A 23,257-nucleotide genomic window follows, 5' to 3' on the forward strand; every position below is an offset into this window, starting at 1 on the left:
ACGGCAAGGGTCTTGCCGATGATCATGAGGTCGAAGCCGAGCGACCAGTTGCGCATGTAGTCGATGTCGTACTGGATGCGGGCGCGCATCTTGTCGAGGGTTTCGGTTTCGCCGCGCAGGCCGTTGACCTGCGCCCAGCCGGTGATGCCGGGCTTGACCTTGTGGCGCAGCATGTAGCCCTTGATGAGCTTGCGGTATTGCTCGTTGTGGGCGACGGCGTGGGGGCGCGGGCCGACCACGCTCATGCGCCCTTGCAGGACGTTGATGAACTGCGGCAGTTCGTCGAGCGAGGTGCGGCGGATGAAGGCGCCGAAACGGGTGATGCGGGGGTCGCTGCGGCCGGCCTGGCGGATGGTGCCGCCGTCTTCGCAGACGCGCATGGAGCGGAATTTGTAGACAAGGATTTCCTGGCCGTCGAGGCCGTAGCGCCGCTGCTTGAAGATGACGGCGCCGGGCGAGGACAGTTTGACGCCTGCCGCAAGGATGAGCAGCAGCGGCCAGATCATGAGCAGGATGAGGCTGGCGATGACGAGGTCGCTGATGCGCTTGCCGATGCCGGACACGCCGAGGGTGGGGGTTTCGGTGAGCGCCACCACCGGCATGCCGTGGATGTGGTCGACCCGCGCCTGGATGAGGTCGGAAACGAAGATATCCGGCACGAAATAGACCGAGGCGGTGGTATCGCGCAGGGCGTCGAGCAGGCTCAGGGTGCGCGGCTGCGCGGCCATGGGTAGGGTGATGTAGACGAGGTCGATGCCGTTGCGGTTGACGTAGTCGGGGATGTCGGCCAGCCGTCCGATCAGCTTTTTCGGGTCGGTCAGTTCGGTGCGCTCGAACGAGCGGTCGTCGAAGAAACCGACCACGTCCACGCCCAGCGCGCTGTCGTTGGCAAAGCGGCCGCGCAATTCCGTTCCCAAATGGCCCGCGCCGACGATGAGGGCGCGGCGGCGTCCGCCTTCCAGCAGCAGCAGACGCGGCAGAATCTTGCGCACCACCCGATGCGCCACCCACATGGCGACAGGGGTGGCGAGCATCCACGCCATCACCAGATCGGGGGGGAACCAGTCGAGATAGCCGGTGGAATAGCCGAACAGCAGGATCAGCCCGGACAAAAAGAACCAGGGGATGACGACCTCGTTCCAGAAGGCGCGCAGGGTGACCTCGGGCCACTTGCCGGGAAAAGTCAGGGTGAAGACGATCAGGGCCAGGATGGGATACGGGCCGCGGAACGGCTCGCCGTAATACAGCGTGCAGCCGATCAGCACCAGCACGGCCACGAAGGGGTCGAGCAGGATCTTGGTCAACGAGACGACGGAAAGCTGCTGCCGGAACAGCCACTGGTTATGGTTCGTCATCACTCCAAACGCATCGTGCGATGCGTTTCTCCTCTGCCTGCGGACAGGCGAATTATTTTTTTGTCATAGCCCCGGCCGGTGTGATCCCGGGTTCGGGGGAATTATCCAGTAAAAGCAAAAACCGAAGCTTACCGGACCATGAAATCGACGGCGCTCGCCGCGGCTTCGACAGCCCGGCCGGCGTATCCGCGCCGCAGACGGCCGCTGTAATCGATCCGGAACAAGACGCGGGGCGAACGCATGAAACATTCGTACCAGTCCAGCCGTGCCTGTCTTTTTATCACATACACGGCCATGAATAAACCGGATCGATTGCCCGACAAGAAACATCCGCGATCCGCCCCGCCGCGTGCAGCCATTTTCCTGCTGCCGGACGATAGCGGAACCCGTTCATCCGGCCTGCGAAAAAAAGCTTCCAACCGGAAGCCGTGAAGCGGATCGCGGCAATCGGCGATCAGGCGGACGCACGTGATTTGCGGCGCGCCGCAAATCCGATCAACCCCAGCCCGGCAAGGAACAACGCATAGGTCTGCGGCTCAGGTACAGGCGTGGTGACGATGGCGAGCGCGGCAAATTTTTTCTCGATGAAGGCGGCGCTGCCGGCGCTGATGCTGCTGGCAAGCAGGATGTTTTCGATGGTGACGTTGACGCCGCCGACGATCCCGTCCGTCCCGCCCCAGCCAGCCGGGATCGTCACGCCCGTATGGGATGCCCAGTCGGTGGTCTGGAAATCCGCCATGCTGGTTACAGCAGTGAGCGGCAGGGCGGTCTTGATTTTGCCGCCGACAGCGGGCAGCAGCGGTGCTTCCAAGTCGCGCACGATGAGCTTGCCGCCCACCGCCACGCTGGAGCCTGCACCGATGTTGTAGTAGTCGCCGTCTTCCGTCAGGCTGACGGCCGACACCAGATAGCCGGAATGGGCGTTGACCGCGATGTTGAAGGTCTGGCTGGCGGCAGCGAACCCTGAGCCATTGAAAGCCTGCGCCTTGTAGGTGGTAGGCGTGAAGGACAGGATGTCGCCCACCACCGTTGGCGTGCCGAAAAGTCCGCTCAGCCCGCTGTCGAACGTAAAGCTGACGGTGCTGCCCGCAACCGTGACGGGAATGGCCAGCGCCTGGCCACTCAGCATCGCGGCCGACAGGCCAAGCACGATTGTCGTTTGTTTGAATAATTTCATTTTGCATTCCTCCAATCGGTTCCTGAGAACCCAATATGACTCCCCTGGGCGCCTGTTCGACGACATCCGGGACAGGGCGCTTGCTTTGTATCGTTTTTCTATCGTTTTTTTTACAGTATGCCTATGCTGTGCTGCGCTCGGCAAGCCGCTCGCATACGCTACATGGCATCCGGCTTCGCGGAAGAAAAATCAGAAAAAACATCCACTTGGCCGGGCGATCCAAGCAACATGCATGCCTGGAAAGCATTTTTCGCGCCATCCTCTTGTTTGCTTGCTGTTTTTTTCTCCGTAACACGGCAGACCCATGGCGAATCATGGCGGGATGTAAAGAAGCCCGACAGCGCGGCACGGCGCGCGGCCGAAACTACGGCAGGCGGTCGATCCAGGCACGCATTTCCTGCGGGCGCTGGAAATAATAGCCTTGGAAGCGCTCGCACCCCTGCTGGCGCAGGAAGGCGAACTGGGCTTCGTTTTCCACGCCTTCGGCCACCACTTCGAAATGCAGATGGCGGGCCATCGACAGGATCGTCTCCACCAGGGCGACGTCGTTGGGGTCGTGCGGAATGTCCTGCACGAAGCTCTTGTCGATTTTCAGTTCGGATAAGGGCAGGCGCTTCAGGTAAGCCAGCGACGAATAGCCGGTGCCGAAGTCGTCGATGGCGAAACGCAGGCCGAGCGCCGCCAGTTCGGTCATGCGCGCCACCGACTCGGAGGCGTGCTCGACCAGCTGGTTTTCGGTGATTTCCAGCGTAAGGTAGGTGGGGTCGGCGCCGGTGGCGGTAAGGATTTCCCTGACCCGCCGCACGAAATCGGCCTGGTGAAACTGCCGCGGGCTGACGTTGACGGCAATGCGCAGGCTGCGGCCTTCGGCATCGAGCCGGGCGATGAGGGTGCAGGCTTCGCGCAGCATCCACTCGCCCAGCGGCACGATGAGGCCGGACTCTTCCGCCAGCGGAATGAAGCTCGACGGCATCACCAGGCCCCGGCGCGGATGCCGCCAGCGCACCAGCGCTTCGGCCCCGATCACCTTGCCGTCCGCATCGACCTGCGATTGCAGATACAGTTCGAAGCTGCGGTCGCGCACCGCCTCGCGCAATTCGCGATCGAGGGCATAGCGCTCGGCGACGGCTTCCTGCATGGCAGGTTCGAAATAGGCCAGGGCATTGCGGCCGCGCTCCTTGGCCCGGTACATGGCGGTATCGGCCTCGCGCATGAGATCGTCGACGCTTTCCGCTTCCTTGGGGAACAGGGTGACGCCGATGCTGGCGGTGGCGAGGTATTCCTGGCCGCCGATGCTTACCGGGTTTTCCAGCGCGCTGCGGATTTTCTCCGCCACCGCCATGACCAGGGCGCCGGCATCCTCCGGATTTGTCGCCAGATCGGGCAGCATGATCACGAACTCGTCGCCGCCCAGCCGCGCCACCGTGTCTTCCTGGCGCAGGTAGAATGCCAGCCGCCTGGCCACTTCGCGCAGCACGGCGTCGCCCATCGCATGGCCATGCACATCGTTGATGCGCTTGAACTGGTCGAGGTCGACGAACAGCACGGCGCCGTAACGCCGGTTGCGGCGCGCAGCCGCCAGCGCCTGGGTCAGCCGGTCGAGGAACAGGACACGGTTGGGCAGTTCCGTCAGCGCATCGTGGTAGGCCAGGCGTTCGATTTCGGCCTCGGCCCGCTTGGCGTCCGTGATATCCATGCAGTGCCCGACGTAGCCGGTGAACTGGCCCTGGGTGTCGAAGCACGGACTGCCCTGGTCGATGATCCAGCGGTACTCGCCGCCGACGTGGCGCAAGCGGTATTCCATGGAAAACGGCTCGCGGCGCTCGAAGGCGGCGTTGTAGGTCTCAAGGCAGTGCGGCAGGTCGGCCGGGTGCACCCCTGCGGTCCAGCCGTCGCCCAGCTCCTGCTCCAGCGAGCGGCCGGTAAAGCGCAGCCAGGGCTCATTGAAATAATCGCATTCCCGGCCCAGCCCGGCGGTCCACACCAGCGCCTGCCCGCTGTTGGCGAGGGTGCGGAAATGCAGTTCGCTGTTGGCCAGCGCCGCGCGCAACTGGTATTCCTCCGAGACATCGCGGAACACCAGCACCACGCCCTGCAGTTCGCCGCGGGTGTCGCGAATCGGTGCGGCGCTGTCGGCGATGTGGTAACGCCGGCCGTCTCGCGCCACCAGGATCGCATGGTTGGTCAGCCCCACCACCTGCCCCTCGCGGATGACGCGCGCCACCGGAATGTCTGCCGGCGCGCCGGTGAGCGCATTTTCAATCGCGAACACTTCGGCGACAGGCCGCCCCATGGCCTCGGCCCGAGACCAGCCGGTGAGGTTTTCGGCCACCGGGTTCATGAGCGTAACGCGCGCCTCGGTGTCGGTGGCGAGGATGGCATCGCCAATGGAATGCAGGGTGATGGCAAGCCGTTCCTCGCTGGTGGCCAGATTCGCCTGGGCTTCCTGCATGGCGCGCGCCATGGCATTGAAGCTTCCGGCCAGTCTCGCAATTTCCAGCGCGCCTTCTTCCGGCACCGCCACATCCAGCTGCCCGCTGCGCAGGCTGTTCGCCGCCTGCTCCAGACGCCCCAGCGGCGCGGTCACGTGGCGGTACAACATCCAGCCCAGCAGGCCGATCAGCAACAGGCTGGCGGCGAGGTCGGGCGCGCGTGCCTTGTATACGAATGCGCGCATGGCCTGTCGCTCGCGTGTGAGATCGAATCCGACATACACCACACCCTGCCGCTGGCTGCGCAACTGCTGCACGTCGGCCGCCAGCTGGAACGGCTGCATGGCGGCGAGGTGGGCACCATCCGGGCTGAGGGAAAAGACCATGGGGCGTTTTCCTTGTTTCACCCGTTCGTACCGCTTCAGATCAAAGCCCTGCAGCACGTCCGCCGCGAGCCTGCCACGCCAGGCGCGGCGGTGCGCCGTGATCACACGTCCGCTGTCGTCGAGCACCATCACGGTTTCCGCATTGGGATTGGCCGCCACCTCGGCCAGGTCCGCTTCCACCAGCCCCCGGCTGTTTTCCCAGCCCATTTCGACCATGCGCGCCAGGCGGACTGTATCGGCCAACAAATCCACCCGCGCCTGTTGGTCGAGCTGCCCCAGGCGCTTGTCCAGAGCATTCATCACCGACACCCCCAGCACCACAAACAGCAGCAGTGCCAACCCCAAGGGCAGGCTGATGCGCAGGGGCAGACGCTGCATCCTCATGCCGACACCGGCTGGAAACGCGGATCGACCCGATTTTCCAGCGGCGCCAACGCGCTGGCGGCGAGAAAACGGCGGCGTCCCTTGTCCATCTCCACTTCCCTCAGCCGGCGGCCCGTCATCGGCCTTCCGGACGAACTGTTTTTTTCCGGGAAACCGGATTCATGGGCAATATCTCACGTGCTCGCCCCGTTATTTTCGGTTTACCAGGCCGTTACCCGGCCGGGCAGACAGGATAATGACCCGATAACCGGCAGGCAGATGATCGCTGGATTGATGCCGCAATGGCAAGCCTCGATGCTGCATTGCCTTTTTTACCGAGACAAACGAGATGGAAGAACTGATCGCCTGGCTACCCGCCGAACTGGCCTCGCTGCCGCGCTACGTGGTAGCGCTGGCGATCGGCCTGCTGATGGGGCTGGAGCGCGAACGCAACCCGGCGGCGAAGGCGGGCCTGCGCACGTTTGCGCTGACCGCGCTGCTGGGGGTGCTGGCGGCGCACCTGGCGACGGAGCTGGCCGAACCGTGGCTGATCGCGGCGGGGCTGCTGCTGGTCGGCGCGATGATGATCGCGGCCTATCTGCGTTCCCCGCAACAGCCGGACGGCGACCCGGGAACGACGACGGTGGCGGCGCTGATGCTGTGCTATGGCCTCGGCGTGCTGGTCTGGCACGGCGAAATCCAGCTGGCGGTGATGCTGGGGATTGCGGCCACCCTGCTGCTGTATTTCAAGCCCGAGCTGCGCGGCCTGAGTGAGCGGATTTCGCGGCGCGACCTGCTGTCGATGCTGCAATTTGCAGTGCTGGCGCTGATCATCCTGCCGCTGCTGCCGAACGAGAATTACGGCCCCTACGGCGCGCTCAACCCGTATCAAATCTGGTGGATGGTGGTGCTAATCGCCGGTGTGGGCCTGGCAGGCTACGCCGCGTTGCGCCTGGCCGGGCAGCAGCGCGGCGCGGTGATGCTGGGCCTGCTCGGCGGGCTGGTGTCGTCCACCGCCACGACTCTGGCGTTCAGCCGCCACGCCCGCGCCAGCCGCGACATGATGCCGGTCGCCGTGATCGTCATCGTGCTGGCCAACCTGATGGTACTGGTGCGGCTGGGCGTGCTGGCTGCGGTTGTCGCGCCCTTGGTCCTGTTGCAATTACTGCCGGTGCTGACCGGCGGACTGATCGTCGGCGGCATCGGCGCCGCCTACGGCGTGCGGCGCCTGCGGCCACATGGCGAGCTGCCGGAGCTGGCGATTGAAAACCCCACCGAACTGCGTACGGCGCTGGGCTTCGGCCTGATGTACGGGGTAGTGCTGCTGGCGGCGGCCTGGCTGTCCGATTTGCTGGGCACGCGCGGTCTGTATGCGGTGGCGCTGGTATCGGGGCTGACCGACGTCGACGCCATCACGCTGTCGAGCCTGCGCCTGCACAATCTGGGCACGCTGCCGGTGGAGGGCGTGGTCAACATCATCACCCTTGCGGTGCTGGCCAATCTGGTCTTCAAATCCACGCTCACCCTCGCCATCGGCGGCTGGCAGATGGCGCGCCACGCCATCGCCGGCATGGGCGCGGCGGGGCTGGGGCTGATTACGGCCTGGGCTATAATTCGCGGCTTTTCCGCATAAACGCCGAACACCATCATGGAAGCCGAAAGCCTCAATCAGATCGAATCCAGCCTCGCCGACCTCGGCGAGCGTGCCACCCAGCTCAGGGGGTTTCTTTGACTACCCTGTCAAGCAGGACCGCCTAGAAGAAGTCGTCCGCCTGTCCGAAGCGCCGGACTTCTGGAACGACGCCGCCCGCGCCCAGGAACTAGGCCGCGAACGCAAGGCGCTGGAAGACGTGGTGCTGGTGCTCGACCGCGTGGCGTCGGGCCTCGCGGACGCGGCCGAACTGTTCGAGATGGCGCGCGAGGAGAACGACGACGACACGCTGGCCGCCGTGCAGGCCGACATCGAGGGCATCGAAAAGGACGTCTCCACGCTGGAATTCCGCCGCATGTTCAACAACCCGGCCGATTCCAACAACTGCTTCATCGACATCCAGGCCGGCGCCGGCGGCACCGAAGCCTGCGACTGGGCGTCGATGCTGCTGCGCCAATACCTGAAATACGCCGAGCGCAAGGGCTTCAAGGCCGAGCTGCTGGAAGAATCCGAAGGCGACGTCGCCGGCATCAAGTCGGCCTCGATCAAGCTCGAAGGCGACTACGCCTACGGCACCCTGCGCACCGAAACCGGGGTGCACCGCCTGGTGCGCAAATCGCCGTTCGACTCGTCCGGCGGCCGCCACACCAGTTTCGCCAGCGTGTTCGTCTATCCCGAGGTGGATGATTCCATCGAGGTGGAAATCAACCCGGCCGACCTGCGCGTCGACACCTATCGCGCGTCCGGCGCCGGCGGCCAGCACATCAACAAAACCGACTCGGCGGTGCGCATTACCCACCTGCCGACCAACATCGTGGTGCAGTGCCAGAACGACCGCTCGCAGCACAAGAACCGCGCCGAGGCGATGTCGATGCTGAAGTCGAAACTGTACGAAGCCGAACTGCGCCGCCGCCAGGCCGAACAGGACAAGCTCGAAGCCGGCAAGTCAGATGTCGGCTGGGGCCACCAGATCCGTTCGTATGTGCTGGACAATTCGCGCATCAAGGATCTGCGCACCAACGTCGAAGTCTCCGCCACGCAGAAAGTGCTCGACGGCGATCTCGACGTGTTCATCGAAGCGAGTTTGAAACAGGGCGTGTAAATGGACGCGCCCGACCACAGCGGGAGCCTGGCGGAGTTCCTCGCGCCGGGTCTGCTTGCGGAAGACATCCCGCCGCTGTTCCCGCTGCTCGCCGCGCGCCCGCTGGTCGGCGCGCTGATCGCGTTGTTTCGCGGCGGCGACGACGAGGTGCTGATCCGGCTGATGGTGCTGCGCGAAATCGGCCTGCGCGCCGATGCGCCGGAATGGACGCCGCGCGAACTCGAATCGCATTTCGCCTACCTGTCGCAAACCAAGCTCAATACGGTGCTGGCGCGGCTGCGCGAACATGGCTTGCTGTTGTGGGACAGCGAGCGCCGCCTCTATCAGCTCTCGACCGAAGGCCGCATGGTGCTGGCGGCGCTGTCGAACCTGCTGGCGTTCAATGCCGAGCAGGACGGCGAACTGGGTTTTCTGGCGGCGCAGGTCGCGGCCGGGGCGGCAGTGGGCAAGCTCGCACCGGAGGCCCTGTCGCATTTACTGGCACGGCTGGGCGAACTGGAAGAAGAGTTTGCGCAGGCAGTGGCGTCCGGTTCGGAATTCCGCCTGCGTGCCGCGCAGTCCAGACTGGCCTCGGTGCAGCAATGGCTCGACCGCGCCAACGCAGTGATGAAAAATCTCAGCGACGCCGGCCTCGACGACGACAGCTGGCGGCTGGCGCAAAGCATCGGCCAGCGCCAGTCGCGGCTGCTGCGCATGGCGTCGGTGTTCCAGCGCGAACTGGCGGCGATCGCGCGCCAGCAGGTGCACCTGTCGCAGGGCGGCTTGTCCACTTCCGAACTCGCAGCCTGGCTGAAAACCCGATCGCTCGACAGCCTCGCTGAATTCGCTGATGGGCAGCTGGCGACCACGCCGGAGTCGGTGTTCGTGCTGCCCGACGTGATGCTCGACAACACCGAAGAATTCGTCGCGCGCGAGCAGCCCGGCCGCAAGACCTCTGCCATGCCCGCACCGGCCGAAATCGAATACACCCGCGACGTGCCGCTGGAACCACCGCGCGAACTGGTCGAATTGACCCGCATGCTGGCCGGGCTGGCCACGTCCGCGAGCGTTGCCGATACCGTCGTCGGCGGCAGCTTTGGATCGGCTTCCTACCGCTTGTCGCTCCTCGCGTTGATCGGCGAAACCAATATCGGCCCCGAACTTGCGCCGCTTGCCGAACTGCCGCTTGCCGTGGAATGGAGCGATGAAATGGAGGCGGTGGGACGTGGTGAAGTAGCGCATATCAGCGCCGGCCGCATTCAGCCGCAGCAAGAAAACAATGAGCCGCCCCTATGAATACTGACGCCGCCGCCCGCCTGATCGCTCGCCTGCTGGCACTGCGCTATTTGCCGCGCGAAGACCTCGAAGTGCGCCGCCTGCTGGTCGACGCAAGCTTCCGCGACGAAGTCGAAACGCGGCTCGCCGCCAGCGGCCTGCGGCTGCTCGCCCAGCCTTTCGCCGCCCACATTGCGGTCGCGCTCGCCCGCGAACACGAGGCCGCCGTGTTCGAGCAGAACGACGCCTGGCAGGCTTCGAACATCGGTCTGCCCAAGGATGCCGCCGCGCTGCTGGTGATCGTGTGGGCGCTCATCATCCTGCCCAAGCGCGAGCGCCAGCTGGCCAGCGAAGCGACGCAGAGCGACACGCAAAACGAACTGTTCGAGACCGTGAAACTCACGCCCGCCGCGCACGAGGCCTCGCGCGGCATCCCCGAAAACGTGCTGCTGGAAGACTACGGCAAGCTGCTCGGCGGCAAGGCCAGACTGCAGCAGTTCGCGCTGCCGCAATTGTCGCGGCTGGGCTTCATCGAACGCCGCAACAAGGTCATCCACGAAGGCCCCTTGCTCGACCTGGCATTCGACTACGCCGAGTTCGCGCCGCGCATTCTCGAAGGCGCGCTGTCCGATCTGCTCAAGCAACGCGGCGTACTGGAAACCGTTCCAAACGACGCACCTGAATCCGCATCCGAGGACAACGCCTGATGTTCCGCCTGCTTGAACTCGAAACCGTGCACTGGGATTTCTGGCGCAATTTCCGGCTGCCGCTCGACGCCTCCATCGTCACCATCTCCGGCCCCAACGGCTCGGGCAAGACCACCCTGCTCGACGCGCTGCGCACCCTTTTAGCCCTGGACTGCTCGAAAAAACGCGACTACAAGCGCTACGTGCGGCGCAACGGCGAAGACTTCTGCTGGCTGCGCGGGGTGATCGACAACCAGCGCCAGCAGGGTTCGAGCCGCCGCCCGTTCGGCCTGCCCTACACCAGCGACCGCATCACGCTGGCCTGCCGCATCGACAAGAAGGGCGGCGACTGGACGCGCAAATACTGGATCGCCGACGGCGAAGTCGCATTGGCCGACCTCGAACAGCAGGGCGAAGAATTCGGCGTGCGCGACTACCAGCGCATCCTCCACGGCGCCGGGCTGTCGCCCGCCATCGCCCGCGTGCTCTCGCTCGAACAGGGGCAGACCGACAAGCTGTGCGAACTGTCCCCGCGCGAACTGCTCGACCTGGTGTTCCAGGTGTTCGGCGACAAGGACGTGCTCGACCGCTACCAGGAAGCGCGCCACCATCAGGAACACACCGCGCGCGAACTCGACGCCGGACAGAACCAGCTCGAAGCGCTCGGCAACAATCTCGAAAAGCACGAGCAGAAGGTCAACCGCTACCGCGAGTGGCAGCGCCTCAATCAGGAGCGCGTCGAGCTCGTCAGCGAAATCCGCCCACGCCTCGAACACTGCCTATTGCAGCGCGAGGCCGAGCATGCCGCGCGCACGCTGCTCGTCCAGCGCCGCGACTGGCGCGCCAAACGCCACGACCGCGCCGCATTGAAACTGGACTCGGACGCGCTCGACGCTGCGCTCGCGCAAGCCCTGCTGCGCAAGCGGGCCGCCAGCGACAACGAAGGCATCCAGAACAAAGCGCTCAACGACATCAACCGCGAACTCGGCGGCTGGGAAGTCATCGTCAAGCAGCAGCAGCGACTGGAACAACAGGCGCAGATGGCGGGCGGACAACTGGCCGACACACGCGAAATCGAAACGCTCGAATCGCAGCGTGCCGATCTGCTGGTCCGGATCGCCACGCTGCAGCAGCGCCAGGCCCAGCTCGACGAGATGCTGGAGAACCTCGCCGCCGGCCGCCGCGCCGATCCGCACGACGTCGCCGCATTCCGCCAGGCCTTGGCTCAGGCCGACATCGACCACCACCTGCTCACCGACGTCGTCGAGATCGTCGACGCGAGCTGGCAGCCGGCGGTCGAGGCCGCGCTCGCGCCCTTCGCCCACATCGTGCTGCTGCAGCACGCGCGCGACGCCGAACGCGCGATGGCGCTCGGCGAAAAGCAGCGCTACCGCAACTTCATCGTTCCCGACTGCGTGAACGCGGGCCTTCCGCCGCAAGGCTCGCTGCTCGAAGTGGTGCGTTTTTCCAGCGCCGTGCCGGAATGGCTGCTGCGCACGCTGGAGCGCACCCGCCGCGTCGAAGACGTCGCCGCAGGCAGCAAGCTGCCGCGCGGCGAGGACTGGATCACGCGAAACGGCTATCTGCGCGAACGGCGCGGTGGCCGCCACGCGGCCCCCGAACAGATGCGCTTTGGCCGCGCCCGGCTCGATGCATTGCGCGACGAGCGCGCCGCACTCGACAAACAGTTGGCCCCGCTCAGAATCCAGCAGTCCGATCTCGCCGGCAGGATCAACGGCATGAAAGCGCAGCTGAGCGGCGAAACCGCCGCCGCGCAACTGGCCGGACGCGCCGCCGAATTCGCCGAGGCGCGTACGCAATATGAAGCCCTGGTGCTGCGCCGCCGCGACAACGGCGTGCTGGCCGCACAGACGGAACGCGAAACCGCCGATGCCGCCTACACGGATCTGCTCGCCCGTCGCACGGCGCTGGACGCCGAAGCTGCCCGCCTCGACCGTGAAATAGCCGAACGCGAAAACCGCAGCGGGCGCGACGAACAAATTCGCCGCCGTCTGCAACTGCGGCGCGACCGCCGTCAGATGCCCGTTTCCTGGCGCGGCGCCGCGGCCAACCAGCAGTTGCTGGAGAAATGGCGCGACGCCACCAACGTCGACCGCCGGCTCGCCGAAATCGACACCAAGTTCGCCGACGAAAGCTGGGAAACCGACGACAGCGTGGTCGCCCTGCGCGACAAGATCGCCGCCAATTACCAGCAAATGGAACGCGACCTGGCCGCGCGCCGGCGCGACAACGAGCTCGCCGGCGAACAGACCCAGGCCGCGCGCGAGAACTACATCGCCGTGCTGCGCCACACCGTCGGCCGCTATGCAAAAAACCTCAAGACGCTGGGCGAAGTTGCCGGGATCAAGGTTGAACACGAGCCGGTGGCGCTCGGCAACGACGACACGACGCTGGCGCAGGCGGGGCTGTCGGTGCGCTTCGATTTCGACGCCAAGGGCTTCATGGGCATGAACGACGGCGACGCCTCCGGCGGCCAACAGGTGATGAAATCGCTGATCCTGCTGGTCGCCCTGATGATGGAAGAGTCGCGCCCCGGCGGCTTCGTCTTCATCGACGAGCCCTTCGCGCACCTCGACATCGTCAATATCGAGCGCGTGTCGGGTTTTCTGAAAGCCACCCGCGCGCAATATCTGCTCACCACGCCGGTCACGCACAACGTCAACATCTACGACCCGGCGACGCTCACCCTGGTGACGTTCAAGAAACGTCCGGGCGAGGCGTGGGCGCCTGGTGTAAAAGTCTTGATGCGCGATACCGCAACGGCGCATTGACCGTGCTGCGCGTCACCCCGCAGAGCAAAACCCGGCGGCTACGCGTAGCCAACCACCCGCCGCGCGGGCTCGACAGCCTGCCCGACGACTGGCGGCAACTCCTCAAACGCTGGGTCAGGCGCGGCGGCGACAGCCGCTGGGAAACGCTCAAGGGCGATGCCGGTGTGGGGCGGCAGAATCTGGCGCAGGCGCTGCTCGACTGGCTGCTGGACAACGGCTGGGTGGCGCTGACCGAGAAATTCGAGCGCGCGGAATGGTGGCCGTACCGGCTGCAGTTTCAGCAGCTCGCCACCCTGCGCGCAGCGCTCGGTATCGCCGATGCGGATGCCGTCGCCGCGCAATGGCAAACCCTGCGCACCGCCCTGCCGCCCGACACGCCGCTGCTCGACGCGCTCGATGCACTGCCGCCCAGAACCGCGCTGGCCCGCGCCAACCTGGCCACCGCGCTCGCCCGCTGGCAGCTTGAGCAGCGCAGCGGCACCCAGCGCGATTTCGCCCTGTTCGCACGCGACGCCACCAAGGCCATCTCAACCGCGGAATGGACCTGGCTCGGCGAAGCCACCGACCTCGGCGAATGGGGCATCGAGCGCCACACGCCGCTGCTGCTGATCGCCGCGCCGGTCACGCTTCGTTTTCCACACGCTGCGCTAAACCTCGCCGCCTGCGCCGACTTTTGCGCCCTCACCCCCGCCACCCTGGCCGCCGCCGCGTCCGCCGACTGCGCGCCGGCCCGCTGGCTTCTGCTGGAAAACCGCACCAGCTTCGAGCGCGCCGCGCGCACCCGCGCAGCCGACGCCGGGGTCGTCTGGCTGCCCGGTTTTCCACCTGAGTGGTGGCGCAAAACCGTGGCATATTTGCTGGCCCTGGCACCCGCGCCCGCCGCCATCGCCTGCGACCCCGATCCCGCCGGCGTCGCCATCGCCCTGCAGGCCGGTGCGCTGTGGCAGGCCGCCGGTCTCGACTGGCAGCCTTGGCACATGGACATCGCAACCCTGCAAAAACTTCCCAGCCATGTTGCACTCAACGCCTGGGACAGCGCACGCATTGCGCAACTGAGACAGACGCCCGGCCTGCCCGCCACACTCGCGGCTTTGCTGGATTACATGCAGCAGCACAAGCTCAAAGGCGAACAGGAAGGTGCGCTGTAAGCGCACAAGCACAAACCTGGCTTGCTTCCGCCCGGCATGATGTATATCCTGTATATACAAAGGAGGTCGACCATGCTCACACGCGTCTTCAAAAGCGGCAACTCGCTTGCCGTGCGCATTCCCAAGGAACTCGCCATCGTCGAGGCCAGCCAGGATGTCGAGATTGAAAAAATCGGCGACACCCTGGTGCTGCGCCCGGTCGTGAAGCGCAAATTGACCGGGCTGGCCGAAGCGTTCGCGATGTTCACCCCCGACTTCATGGCCGAAGGCCGCGAATTCCACGAGCAGAAGGAACGCGACTGGAGCGGTTTCGATGAAGCCTCGCAGCTTCATCAGGAAACGCCAGACTACAAGCCCAGCGGCAGCAAGTAAGCCATGCGCTACATGCTGGACACCAACATCTGCATCTACCTGATGAAGGCGCACCCGCCCGAGGTATTGGCGCGTCTGCTTCATCTCGATCACGGCGACGTCGTCATGTCGATCATCACTTACGCCGAGTTGCGCGTGGGACTCGAAGGACTCGGTTCCACCCGCGCACAAAACGAACGCGCACTGCACCTGCTGACAAGCGATATTCCCGTCCTGCCCTTCGATGAAGCCGTAGCCGAACGCTACGGCGTGCAACGCGCCGCCGTCCGCGACCGCCGCCGCGACGCGTTGGATCGGCTGATCGCCGCACACGCCGCCAGCCTCGGTCTCACCCTTGTGACCAACAACGAAGCGGATTTCAGGGATTATCCCGGCCTCGTCGTCGAAAACTGGGTTTAACTCATCCTGCACACCATCCTCAGACAACCTATGACCTACCCGCTTGCCGACCTGCTCAAGGACAGCGCCTACAAACTGACCCAGTTCAGCGCCGAGAAAATCAAAGCCCTTGAATCCGCAATCACCGTCAAGGAGGCGGGTAAGAAACCCGCACCCTACGTCACCTGCCTCGTGCGCGGGAACGTGTTCAAACCGCACACCGGCACCAAGACCAGCGTGCTGTTCGTGCAAAAGTGGAACGACGATGCAAAAACCGGCCCGCTGTGCCCGCGTCTGGACGACTACCCCATCTTCTTCGCCACCATGCGCGAGCCAAGCAAGGACAACAGCGGCGACAAGATTTTTGTGAAGCTGAAAGACGGCGAGGCCTGGGACCCCAACGCACCATCAACCAATGAAATCAAGGTCTCGGAGCCGGTCGACCACTACGATGTCGCCCCACAAACCCTGAACGACTTCGTGCTCGACGAGCATGAGCACCTGGTGGTGAAGCACGACTTGTTCAGCCACACGCTGAAGGACGGCAAACGAACGCCCGACGGCATCGCCGAGGCCTTCATCGAATTCGCCAAGAATGAAGGCCTGGGGTTCTGGCGGGGAAAGCCCTGAGCCCTTTCAACGAAACCCGGTACCGGGAGTTGTTGGAAGGGCTGGAGGCGACTGAAATACCTTGGTCTTCACTTAACGCTGAGGTTCGCTACGAAGCGGAGTTCTTCCAAAAAAAGTACCTGCGAGAAGATACATATCTCGCGAAATTTCCGGAGCAATCCATCGGAAATTTTGCTTATGTCACGGATGGCCCGCATGGCTACCACATAGTAGACGAATCGTCACCAATCGCAATGCTGACAGCAAAATGTGCGAAGGACTGGTTCACTGACCGCTCTTCGGCAGAGACCATTACTGAGTCAGTGAATTTGGCAAACAGGCGATCCATGCTTGAAAAAAATGACATTATTTTGTCCACGCGCGGCACCGTTGGTATGTGTGCGCTTGTAACTAAGGAAGCGCTCCCCGCGAATATCGACCAAGATGTTGCACGCATTTCATGGCTTGATAAGCAGTCCATTCGACCAGAATTCGTTATTGCGTACCTGAACTCAAAGTTTGGCCAAGACCACATACGGCGCTATTCATCTGGAATGGTTCAGCAAGGTCTATCACTTCAAAAAGTTCGGGAAATCCCAATACCTCTGCTGTCTGACCGAGTGCAGGGCGCATTGGCGATAGCAGTTCAAAGCGCACTCAAATCTCGCCGTGAAGCCTCGTTGAAATCCGACGAGGCCGAATCAATTCTCCGTCGCGCCCTTGGTGTCGAAAAGTGGCAAGCTCCAGAGCCGCTGACTTATGTCCGCAACAGTAGCGCCGTCTTCGCCGCCGGGCGACTGGATGCTCAATATTTCCAGCCCGAAAAAGCTGCCGCGCTCGAAATCCTGGCTGCTGCTTCCGATTCAGTGATTGGGAATTACTACGAATCCATCCGCGATCTGTGGCAACCCGACAATGGCCAACCTGACGAACAGGTGCGTAACTACGATCTCAGCGATGCGTTGGTTCCATTTCTTGACGGCAATAAAGAACTTGCCGAACGTGGCACCATTGCAAGCACCAAGAAGAAAATCGAGGAAGGCGATTTGGTGGTTTCCCGCCTGCGTTCCTATCTCAAGGAAATCGCCATCGTTCAATCGAGCGCCGATGTTCCCATGGTCGCATCGACCGAATTCATCGTGCTCCGCCCGCGTCAGGCGAACCCCCTCCCTATCGAAGCCCTGCTGATTTATCTGCGTTCCCATTTGCCGCAACTAATTTTCAAATGGTCGCAAGACGGATCCAATCATCCACGCTTCGACGAAAAGGAGTTGCTCAAGCTTCCCGTGCCGCGCGTTGTAGTCGAGCAGGCAGACCAATATGTTGAAATCGTCAACGCAATGGTTACAGCACGAGAAAAATCCGCCCAACTGATCGACGCCGCCAAGCGCGCAGTGGAAATCGCCATTGAGCAGGACGAGGCGGCGGGTCTGGCCTACTTGGCGGCGCAAAGCGCACTGAGCCCGGGCGTTCAGCCCTCCGCCAGCACAGCTGGATATTTACAATGAAGCGTTCATCGTCAATAGTTGCAACCACACCCTGCCTTAAGGAGCACCGCCATGAACACGGCTAAAGAGTTGATCCAGAATCTGGTGCAGTCGCAGCCCGAGGATGCCACTTACGACGAGATCGTTCGCGAACTGGCGTTTGATCGCATGGTGCAGCGCGGGCTGGAAGACGCACGCAAGCACCGCGTGGTCGGCAACGAAGACATGCTGCACCGGATCAAGACGTGGTCGAACTGAGGTGGACGAACGAAGCCCAGACGTGGCTTCGCGACATCTTCGACTACATCGCCGGCGACAACCCGCAGGCCGCCGCCAGCGTTGTGGAAGGCATCTATGCGAAAGCCCGGTATTGCTCAGTTTTCCGGACGTAGGCTACCGCTACCGTCAGGTTGAAGAGGGCGAGATACGCATCCTGTTGTACGGCCATTACCGCATCGCCTATCTGCACCGGCAAGATAGCGAATCAGTGGACATTCTTGGCGTGTTTCACGGCGCACTCGAGATTGACCGGTATTTTCCATAAGGTCGGGCAGGCCCAGCATCGCCGCCCTGCCCGCTCTGTCGTTGCACCTGCCTGTTTATTGTTTGGCACGTCCGTCAATCCGCTTTTCGGAATTTCCTGGAAGAGGGGATCCGGTTGAATCGAACGGCTGGATTCCGGGTCAAGCGCGGAATGAAAGCTTGATTGTCGTACCCTGTTATTCACCCAGTTCGCCGCCGGAGCCCCCATGCGCACCGAAACCCCCGTCACGCTTCACCTCAAGGACTACACCCCGCCCGTCTGGCTGATCGACACCGTCGATCTTCGCGTGGCGATTTCGGATGGCCACACCGAAGTCGAAGCCCGCCTCGCCTGCCGTCGCAACCCGGCGGCCGCAGGCGGCGCACTGGTATTGAACGGCGAAGCACTGGAGTTGACGGGCATCACGCTCGACGGCGCCACGCTCGATCCGGCGCGTTTCACCCATGCCGACGACCGGCTGACGATAGCCGGGCCGCTGCCGGATGCCTGCGTGCTGGAAACCGTGGTGCGCATCGATCCGGACCGCAACACCCAACTCTCGGGTCTGTACAAATCGAAGGACGGCTACTTCACCCAGTGCGAGGCGGAGGGCTTCCGCCGCATCACCTTTTTCCCCGACCGGCCGGACGTGATGACGGTGTTTACCTGCACCGTCGAAGCCCGTCGCGAGCAGTTCCCGCTGCTGCTGTCGAACGGCAACCCGGTTGCCGCGGGCAGCAGCGACGACGCGACGCGCCACTGGGTACGCTGGGAAGACCCCTTTCCCAAGCCCGCGTATCTGTTTGCGCTGGTCGCGGCGAAGCTCGACATACTGGAAGACCGCTTCGTCACCGCGTCGGGCCGCAGCGTCCGGCTCGAAATCCTGGTCGAGCCCGGCAAGCTCGACCAGTGCGGCCACGCGATGGCGGCGCTGAAAAAAGCCATGCGCTGGGACGAAACGCGCTTCGGCCTGGAGTACGACCTCGACCGCTACATGATCGTGGCGGTGGGCGACTTCAACATGGGCGCGATGGAGAACAAGGGCCTCAACGTCTTCAACACCAAGTATGTGCTGGCGCGCCCCGACACCGCGACCGACGCCGACTACCAGGGCATCGACCGCGTGGTGGCGCACGAGTATTTCCACAACTGGACCGGCAACCGCGTCACCTGCCGCGACTGGTTCCAGCTCTCGCTGAAGGAAGGGCTCACCGTCTTCCGCGACCAGGAATTCGGTGCCGACGTGCATTCGCGCGCTGTCACCCGCATCCAGGAAGTGCGCGCCCTGCGCGCCGGCCAGTTCCCCGAGGACGCCGGCCCGATGGCGCACCCGATCCGGCCCGCCTCCTACGCCGAGATCAACAACTTCTACACCGCCACCGTCTACAACAAGGGCGCGGAAGTCATCCGCATGATCCACACGCTACTCGGCGAAGACGGTTTCCAGCGCGGCATGCGGCTCTATTTCCAGCGCCACGACGGCCAGGCCGTCACCTGCGAGGATTTCGTCGCCGCCATGCAGGACGCCTCCGGCGTCGACCTCGCGCAGTTCCGCCGCTGGTACGCGCGCGCCGGCACACCGGTGCTGAAGGCGGCGGGCGTTTACGACGCCGCGGCGCAGACCTGCACGCTCACGCTGACGCAAACCCTCGCCCCCACCGCCTACGAAAAACGCCTCGCGGAATCCGGCCAGGCCATCGACGACGGCCCGCTGCATCTGCCCGTCGCCGTCGGCCTCGTCCTGCCCGACGGCCGCGACGCGCCGCTGAAACTCGCTGGCGAAACTGCCGCTGCCGGCACGACGCGCGTGCTGTCGCTGAAAACCGCCGAACAGCGCTTCGTCTTCGAAGACGTGCCCGCCGCGCCCGTCGTCTCGCTGCTGCGCAATTTCTCCGCACCCGTGCGGCTGGAATTCGAACAGACCGACGCCGAGCTTGCCCACCTGATGGCGACGGATTCCGATGCCTTCAACCGCTGGGAAGCCGGCCAGCGCCTCGCCACCCGCGTGCTGCTCGCCGGCATCGCCGCACAGCAGTCACCCCCCCTCCCGCAGGCGGGAGAGGGCCGGGGTGAGGGAAATGCACCGAACGAAAACTGGATCCCGCAAACCTTCGTCGACGCCTGCGCGCGCGTACTTGCCGACGGTCTCGCAGGCGACGCCGCGCTCGCCGCCGAAGCCCTGATGCTGCCGTCCGAAACCGTACTCGCCGACAGCGTCGCAGCACGCGGCGGCGTCATCGACCCCGACGCGATCTTTGCCGCAAGGCTCGCGCTGCGCCGCGCGCTCGCCGTGGCACTGCGCGACCCGTTCGAAGCCGCCTGGCAGACGCTCGCCCCGGCGGGCGACTACGCCCCCGATGGCGCGCAAGCCGGCCGCCGCAGCCTGCGCAACACCAGCCTCGCCTACCTGGCCGACGCCGCACCGGCGGACATCGCGCCGCGCCTCGTCGCGCAGATTGAAACCGGCACCAACATGACCGACGTCGCCGCCGCGCTCGCCACCCTCGCCCAGCTCGACGTGCCCGAACGCGTACCTGCACTGACCGCCTTCCACGACAAATGGCAGGACGAAGCCCTGGTCGTCGACAAATGGCTGGCCATCCAGGCCACCGCGCGCATCACCACCGCCGCCACCGTGCGCGAACTCATGCGCCACCCCGCCTTCGACCTCAAAAACCCCAACCGCGTCTACGCCCTGATCCGCGGCTTTACCGGCGCCAACCCACGCGCCTTCCACGCTGCCGACGGCGCAGGCTACGCGCTCGCCGCCGACGTCATCGTCGAACTGCAGGCGATCAACCCGCAGGTCGCATCCAGAATCGCGCGCAGCTTCGACCGCTGGCACGCCTTCGACGCCGGGCGGCAGGCGCACGCGCGTGCCGCGCTGGAGCGCATCGCGGCGGTCGAGGGACTGGCGAAGGACGTGGCGGAGGTGGTGGGGAATGCGTTGAGGGGGTGAACGCAGCGATGGGTCTTGCCTGAATGGGGTGAATGTAATGACGGGATATCAGCCACCGCTGTCGTTCGGGCGCGTCAGGCTTCATCAGCTTTGTGCTGATCGCCGATGGGCTCCGTTGGTATTCGCACGCCCTGGCACGTTCCCAACTTGACATGCCCGATCAGCTTCCTGGCGCAACCAGATGCGAAAAGCCAGAAGTGCCGGGTCGTCCTTGCGAATGGCGCGGTATTCCAGAAGCCAGTCGCCGCTTGTGTGCGCAACGATCGGGAACGGTGCAACCAGGCGGCCCGCTGCCAGCGCATCGCTGACGTAAGGGATTTGAGCGATAGCGACCCCGTCGAGCGCTGCCTGCATCGCCATGACGTTGCTCTCGAATAACACCTCGCCAGCGGGGTGCACGGGGGAACGCAAGCCCGCCGCCGCGAACCAGTGTGGCCATTCATTGGGCATACCGGACACGACGATGAGATTTGCATTGCGCAGATCCTCGGGCGAGCGCAGCGTCGATGCGAGCCTGGGCGTGCAAACCGGCACGACGGCGCTCGGGAACAGGCGTTCCGCATCGTAGCCCGGCAACGCGTGGGTATCGCGTCGGATCGTGCAGGTCCAGTCATCACGTACCGGGCGCGTTGCGCCACCCGTCGCCATGCGCACTTCGACGTCGGGATGGCTTCGATAGAAGCTCGCCAGTCGCGGAATCAGCCAGGTGATCGCCAGGGTTGGGCCAACTCCAACCGTCAACACCGGGCCACTGCACATTGCCGTAACGCTTTCAGTGAGCCGGGCGATGGAATCGAAAGCATCAGTCAGACCGGACAGCAATGCCTGCCCTTGCACCGTCAACTCCAGCGCGTTCGCATGTCGCAGAAACAGAGGAAAACCCAAACGATCCTCCAGCAAGCGAACCAAGCGGCTTACCGCGGTCTGGGTGACGTTCAGCTCTCTTGCCGCAGCGGTGAAACTGCCGTGTCGGCCTGCCGACTCAAAAGCGCGCAGCCCATTCAGTGAGGGTAATCGTCGCACCATATGAGATCTCGATTTTGTGATACCCCAATTTTTACTTGTTGATACGGTAAGTTAAACACGTTTGCCCGGCAATGAGCCTCTCCCTATCATTCCTCATGATTACCTTACTTCATACGGAAACCGTGTGTGTACAACCGCACTGGTGCGGACTCAGTTTTTTGATGGGTTATCGTCAACGCAAGGCCCACTTCCAGTCGGACCACGGAATATGGATATCACAGACACATCAGGAGGCACAGCATGACCAAAGGCGTTCTCTTCAGCATCGTCATTGCGACAACAGGAGTCTTATGTATGGCTTGCACACAACCGGCAGTTGCCCAGGAAAGACGTATCGGCGTGATCCCGCATGCGCCGCTGCTGAAGACAGCGGTGCCCGACACGGCGAACCAGGAAGTCGCCGTCTATCACGTCGAATATGCGCCGGGTGGCATCAATCCACGGCACCTTCATCCGGCAGCGGTCACTTTCCACATCCTTTCCGGCACGGGCATCTGGCAGGAGGAAGGCAAGCCGCCCGTCACGCTACGCGCCGGCGACAGCCTGCTCGTTCCGGCCGGCACCATTCACACGCACTGGAATCCCAGCACGACTGAAAAGCTCCGCTTTCTCGAATTCATCGTGGCTGAAAAGGACAAAGGGCGGTCCATTCCCAAACCATTGAAAGACTAAGCCGCCTGCGCCAGCGTGAAATCGACCCGCACCCTGTCGAACGGACATACGATTTTTCCGCTCTCGGTTTTTTCCAGCAGGCCGGTTTCCAGCAGGGCATGCACGTCGCGGTGCACGGATTTGACGTCGCGCTCCAGCCGGCGGGCCAGTTCGCGCAGACTCATTTCGCCGGCGCCGCTCATGGCCTCCAGCACGCCCCAGCGCTTGGGGCTGATTTCCGAGAACAGCAGTTCGGGGCTGGCGTAGCTGAAGGTGAATTGCTGGGCGCGCCCGGATTTGGCGGCCTGGCGTATGCCTTTTGCACCGGCTCTGAGCGCGGCTTTCCAGTCGGGATTGATTTCGATGACGGCGGTTTTCATTCAACTCTCCTTTCCACTTCTGCCAGGAAATCGTCCAGCAGTTGGTCGATGGAAACGAATCGGTATACGGACTCTTTCCCGTCCAGATGCTGGTGATCACCCTTGCCGCGCTCATTGTCGAAACCGACGAGGCGCTTGCCATCCAGGATATAGACCAGGCGATACTTGAAGGCATGGTCGCAAGGCGGTACCGGGCAATGCAGCTTCCATATCTTCATCTCAACCAAGCCACCGTTGGGCAGGCGCTGGCGGTGCTGCTTGAGCAGTTCGGCCTTCATGTTGGAATTCTTGACAACAACCAGAAGGAAGTTAACGGGCGGCATCTTCTAACGGGATAGCCCTACCCTTCCGCCACCACCCCCAGCACCGCCTCGCCATAGGCTTCCAGCTTCTTCGTTCCCAGCCCTGATATCTTGCCCAACTCCGCCAGCGTGGCAAGCCGGCGCGCTACGATATCGTGCAGGGTGGCGTCGTACAGGATGACGTAGGCAGGCACGCCCTTTTCGTCGGCGGTTTCGCGACTTAC

22 protein-coding genes are annotated in these 23,257 nt (G+C 63.8%); 14 read left to right on the forward strand and 8 right to left on the reverse strand.

All coding sequences use genetic code 11. The features are described 5' to 3' along the window. Positions 1 to 1,355, reverse strand: a 1,355-nt coding sequence (locus tag Q0L94_RS02410) for an undecaprenyl-phosphate glucose phosphotransferase (protein WP_296749755.1), incomplete at its 3' end; no start/stop codon positions are given. 240 nt (positions 1,356 to 1,595) lie between these two features. On the opposite strand from Q0L94_RS02410, the gene Q0L94_RS02415 reads away from it, so the two are divergent. Beyond that, positions 1,596 to 1,787 carry a hypothetical protein gene (locus Q0L94_RS02415; RefSeq protein WP_296749757.1) on the forward strand — a complete coding sequence of 64 codons (192 nt, stop codon included), beginning with the start codon at positions 1,596 to 1,598 and terminating at the stop codon, positions 1,785 to 1,787. Between the two features lie 22 nt (positions 1,788 to 1,809). Here Q0L94_RS02415 and Q0L94_RS02420 read toward each other — a convergent pair whose 3' ends face one another. From Q0L94_RS02420 to Q0L94_RS02430, 3 genes are all read right to left on the reverse strand, one after another. Then, on the reverse strand, positions 1,810 to 2,532 hold the full coding sequence (locus Q0L94_RS02420) for a PEP-CTERM sorting domain-containing protein (protein ID WP_296749759.1): 723 nt from the start codon (positions 2,530 to 2,532) through the stop codon (positions 1,810 to 1,812). 364 nt (positions 2,533 to 2,896) lie between these two features. Continuing rightward, positions 2,897 to 5,728 (reverse strand): EAL domain-containing protein, encoded by a 2,832-nt coding sequence (locus Q0L94_RS02425; protein WP_296749761.1) that lies wholly within the window; start codon positions 5,726 to 5,728, stop codon positions 2,897 to 2,899. Positions 5,729 to 5,730: 2 nt separating this feature from the next. Continuing rightward, complete coding sequence (locus Q0L94_RS02430; protein WP_296749762.1) at positions 5,731 to 5,853, reverse strand: hypothetical protein; 123 nt, start codon at positions 5,851 to 5,853, stop codon at positions 5,731 to 5,733. A 209-nt stretch (positions 5,854 to 6,062) separates the two neighbouring features. Here Q0L94_RS02430 and Q0L94_RS02435 point away from each other — a divergent pair, with 209 nt between their 5' ends. The 12 genes from Q0L94_RS02435 (at position 6,063) to pepN (ending at position 20,674) form a co-directional block, all read left to right on the forward strand. Next, positions 6,063 to 7,346 (forward strand): MgtC/SapB family protein, encoded by a 1,284-nt coding sequence (locus Q0L94_RS02435; RefSeq protein WP_296749765.1) that lies wholly within the window; start codon positions 6,063 to 6,065, stop codon positions 7,344 to 7,346. A gap of 15 nt (positions 7,347 to 7,361) precedes the next feature. Beyond that, positions 7,362 to 8,466 (forward strand): peptide chain release factor 2 gene (gene prfB, locus Q0L94_RS02440; protein WP_366799105.1). Its coding sequence is split into 2 segments (ribosomal slippage): positions 7,362 to 7,442 and positions 7,444 to 8,466, totalling 1,104 coding nucleotides; the frame shifts between segments, so codons are not numbered across the junction. Next, a complete protein-coding gene (locus Q0L94_RS02445; protein ID WP_296749769.1) occupies positions 8,467 to 9,741 on the forward strand; it encodes a hypothetical protein in 1,275 nt (424 codons plus the stop codon). Continuing rightward, positions 9,738 to 10,427, forward strand: a complete 690-nt coding sequence (locus Q0L94_RS02450; RefSeq protein WP_296749770.1) for a hypothetical protein — start codon at positions 9,738 to 9,740, stop codon at positions 10,425 to 10,427. Before Q0L94_RS02445 ends, Q0L94_RS02450 begins: the two co-directional genes overlap by 4 nt. Next, positions 10,427 to 13,198 carry an AAA family ATPase gene (locus tag Q0L94_RS02455; RefSeq protein WP_296749772.1) on the forward strand — a complete coding sequence of 924 codons (2,772 nt, stop codon included), beginning with the start codon at positions 10,427 to 10,429 and terminating at the stop codon, positions 13,196 to 13,198. Before Q0L94_RS02450 ends, Q0L94_RS02455 begins: the two co-directional genes overlap by 1 nt. Positions 13,199 to 13,200: 2 nt before the next feature. Continuing rightward, on the forward strand, positions 13,201 to 14,346 hold the full coding sequence (locus tag Q0L94_RS02460; protein WP_296749774.1) for a hypothetical protein: 1,146 nt from the start codon (positions 13,201 to 13,203) through the stop codon (positions 14,344 to 14,346). Positions 14,347 to 14,418: 72 nt separating this feature from the next. Further along, positions 14,419 to 14,718, forward strand: a complete 300-nt coding sequence (gene vapB / locus Q0L94_RS02465) for an antitoxin (protein ID WP_296749775.1) — start codon at positions 14,419 to 14,421, stop codon at positions 14,716 to 14,718. A gap of 3 nt (positions 14,719 to 14,721) precedes the next feature. Continuing rightward, on the forward strand, positions 14,722 to 15,117 hold the full coding sequence (locus Q0L94_RS02470) for a type II toxin-antitoxin system VapC family toxin (protein ID WP_296749777.1): 396 nt from the start codon (positions 14,722 to 14,724) through the stop codon (positions 15,115 to 15,117). A 30-nt stretch (positions 15,118 to 15,147) separates the two neighbouring features. After that, positions 15,148 to 15,726 (forward strand): hypothetical protein, encoded by a 579-nt coding sequence (locus Q0L94_RS02475; RefSeq protein ID WP_296749779.1) that lies wholly within the window; start codon positions 15,148 to 15,150, stop codon positions 15,724 to 15,726. A 29-nt stretch (positions 15,727 to 15,755) separates the two neighbouring features. Continuing rightward, the gene (locus tag Q0L94_RS02480; protein ID WP_296749781.1) at positions 15,756 to 17,213 is read left to right on the forward strand and encodes a hypothetical protein; all 1,458 of its coding nucleotides are present in this window, start codon (positions 15,756 to 15,758) and stop codon (positions 17,211 to 17,213) included. 51 nt (positions 17,214 to 17,264) lie between these two features. Continuing rightward, positions 17,265 to 17,450 (forward strand): hypothetical protein, encoded by a 186-nt coding sequence (locus tag Q0L94_RS02485; protein ID WP_296749783.1) that lies wholly within the window; start codon positions 17,265 to 17,267, stop codon positions 17,448 to 17,450. A gap of 491 nt (positions 17,451 to 17,941) precedes the next feature. Continuing rightward, positions 17,942 to 20,674, forward strand: a complete 2,733-nt coding sequence (gene pepN, locus Q0L94_RS02490; protein ID WP_296749785.1) for an aminopeptidase N — start codon at positions 17,942 to 17,944, stop codon at positions 20,672 to 20,674. A gap of 84 nt (positions 20,675 to 20,758) precedes the next feature. Here pepN and Q0L94_RS02495 read toward each other — a convergent pair whose 3' ends face one another. Next, positions 20,759 to 21,700, reverse strand: a complete 942-nt coding sequence (locus Q0L94_RS02495) for a LysR substrate-binding domain-containing protein (protein ID WP_296749787.1) — start codon at positions 21,698 to 21,700, stop codon at positions 20,759 to 20,761. A 240-nt stretch (positions 21,701 to 21,940) separates the two neighbouring features. Between Q0L94_RS02495 and Q0L94_RS02500 the strand changes: the two genes are divergently transcribed. Next, positions 21,941 to 22,372 carry a cupin domain-containing protein gene (locus Q0L94_RS02500; protein WP_296749789.1) on the forward strand — a complete coding sequence of 144 codons (432 nt, stop codon included), beginning with the start codon at positions 21,941 to 21,943 and terminating at the stop codon, positions 22,370 to 22,372. Here the strand turns inward: Q0L94_RS02500 and Q0L94_RS02505 are convergent. The 3 genes from Q0L94_RS02505 to Q0L94_RS02515 form a co-directional block, all read right to left on the reverse strand. Further along, positions 22,369 to 22,731: a MarR family transcriptional regulator gene (locus tag Q0L94_RS02505; RefSeq protein ID WP_296749790.1), complete on the reverse strand. Its 363-nt coding sequence runs from the start codon at positions 22,729 to 22,731 to the stop codon at positions 22,369 to 22,371. The genes Q0L94_RS02500 and Q0L94_RS02505 overlap by 4 nt on opposite strands. Next, positions 22,728 to 23,009 (reverse strand): DUF6516 family protein, encoded by a 282-nt coding sequence (locus Q0L94_RS02510; protein ID WP_296749792.1) that lies wholly within the window; start codon positions 23,007 to 23,009, stop codon positions 22,728 to 22,730. The genes Q0L94_RS02505 and Q0L94_RS02510 overlap by 4 nt, the downstream gene beginning before the upstream one ends. Positions 23,010 to 23,071: 62 nt before the next feature. After that, on the reverse strand, positions 23,072 to 23,257 hold a 186-nt coding region (locus Q0L94_RS02515), incomplete at its 5' end, for an HRDC domain-containing protein (protein WP_296749794.1).

The sequence above is a fragment of the Thiobacillus sp. genome (assembly GCF_024708915.1).

Excerpts from the sequence above, each read along its gene's own strand:
- Q0L94_RS02455 (WP_296749772.1), top strand. The coding sequence starts at position 10,427 with ATGTTCCGCCTGCTTGAACTCGAAACCGTGCACTGGGATTTCTGGCGC.
- Q0L94_RS02475 (WP_296749779.1), top strand. The coding sequence starts at position 15,148 with ATGACCTACCCGCTTGCCGACCTGCTCAAGGACAGCGCCTACAAACTG.
- Q0L94_RS02415 (WP_296749757.1), top strand. The coding sequence starts at position 1,596 with ATGAAACATTCGTACCAGTCCAGCCGTGCCTGTCTTTTTATCACATAC.
- Q0L94_RS02505 (WP_296749790.1), bottom strand. The coding sequence starts at position 22,731 with ATGAAAACCGCCGTCATCGAAATCAATCCCGACTGGAAAGCCGCGCTC.
- vapB (WP_296749775.1), top strand. The coding sequence starts at position 14,419 with ATGCTCACACGCGTCTTCAAAAGCGGCAACTCGCTTGCCGTGCGCATT.
- Q0L94_RS02485 (WP_296749783.1), top strand. The coding sequence starts at position 17,265 with ATGAACACGGCTAAAGAGTTGATCCAGAATCTGGTGCAGTCGCAGCCC.
- Q0L94_RS02450 (WP_296749770.1), top strand. The coding sequence starts at position 9,738 with ATGAATACTGACGCCGCCGCCCGCCTGATCGCTCGCCTGCTGGCACTG.
- Q0L94_RS02430 (WP_296749762.1), bottom strand. The coding sequence starts at position 5,853 with ATGACGGGCCGCCGGCTGAGGGAAGTGGAGATGGACAAGGGACGCCGC.
- Q0L94_RS02435 (WP_296749765.1), top strand. The coding sequence starts at position 6,063 with ATGGAAGAACTGATCGCCTGGCTACCCGCCGAACTGGCCTCGCTGCCG.
- Q0L94_RS02445 (WP_296749769.1), top strand. The coding sequence starts at position 8,467 with ATGGACGCGCCCGACCACAGCGGGAGCCTGGCGGAGTTCCTCGCGCCG.
- Q0L94_RS02420 (WP_296749759.1), bottom strand. The coding sequence starts at position 2,532 with ATGAAATTATTCAAACAAACGACAATCGTGCTTGGCCTGTCGGCCGCG.
- Q0L94_RS02510 (WP_296749792.1), bottom strand. The coding sequence starts at position 23,009 with ATGAAGGCCGAACTGCTCAAGCAGCACCGCCAGCGCCTGCCCAACGGT.
- Q0L94_RS02425 (WP_296749761.1), bottom strand. The coding sequence starts at position 5,728 with ATGCAGCGTCTGCCCCTGCGCATCAGCCTGCCCTTGGGGTTGGCACTG.
- Q0L94_RS02500 (WP_296749789.1), top strand. The coding sequence starts at position 21,941 with ATGACCAAAGGCGTTCTCTTCAGCATCGTCATTGCGACAACAGGAGTC.
- Q0L94_RS02495 (WP_296749787.1), bottom strand. The coding sequence starts at position 21,700 with ATGGTGCGACGATTACCCTCACTGAATGGGCTGCGCGCTTTTGAGTCG.
- Q0L94_RS02470 (WP_296749777.1), top strand. The coding sequence starts at position 14,722 with ATGCGCTACATGCTGGACACCAACATCTGCATCTACCTGATGAAGGCG.
- pepN (WP_296749785.1), top strand. The coding sequence starts at position 17,942 with ATGCGCACCGAAACCCCCGTCACGCTTCACCTCAAGGACTACACCCCG.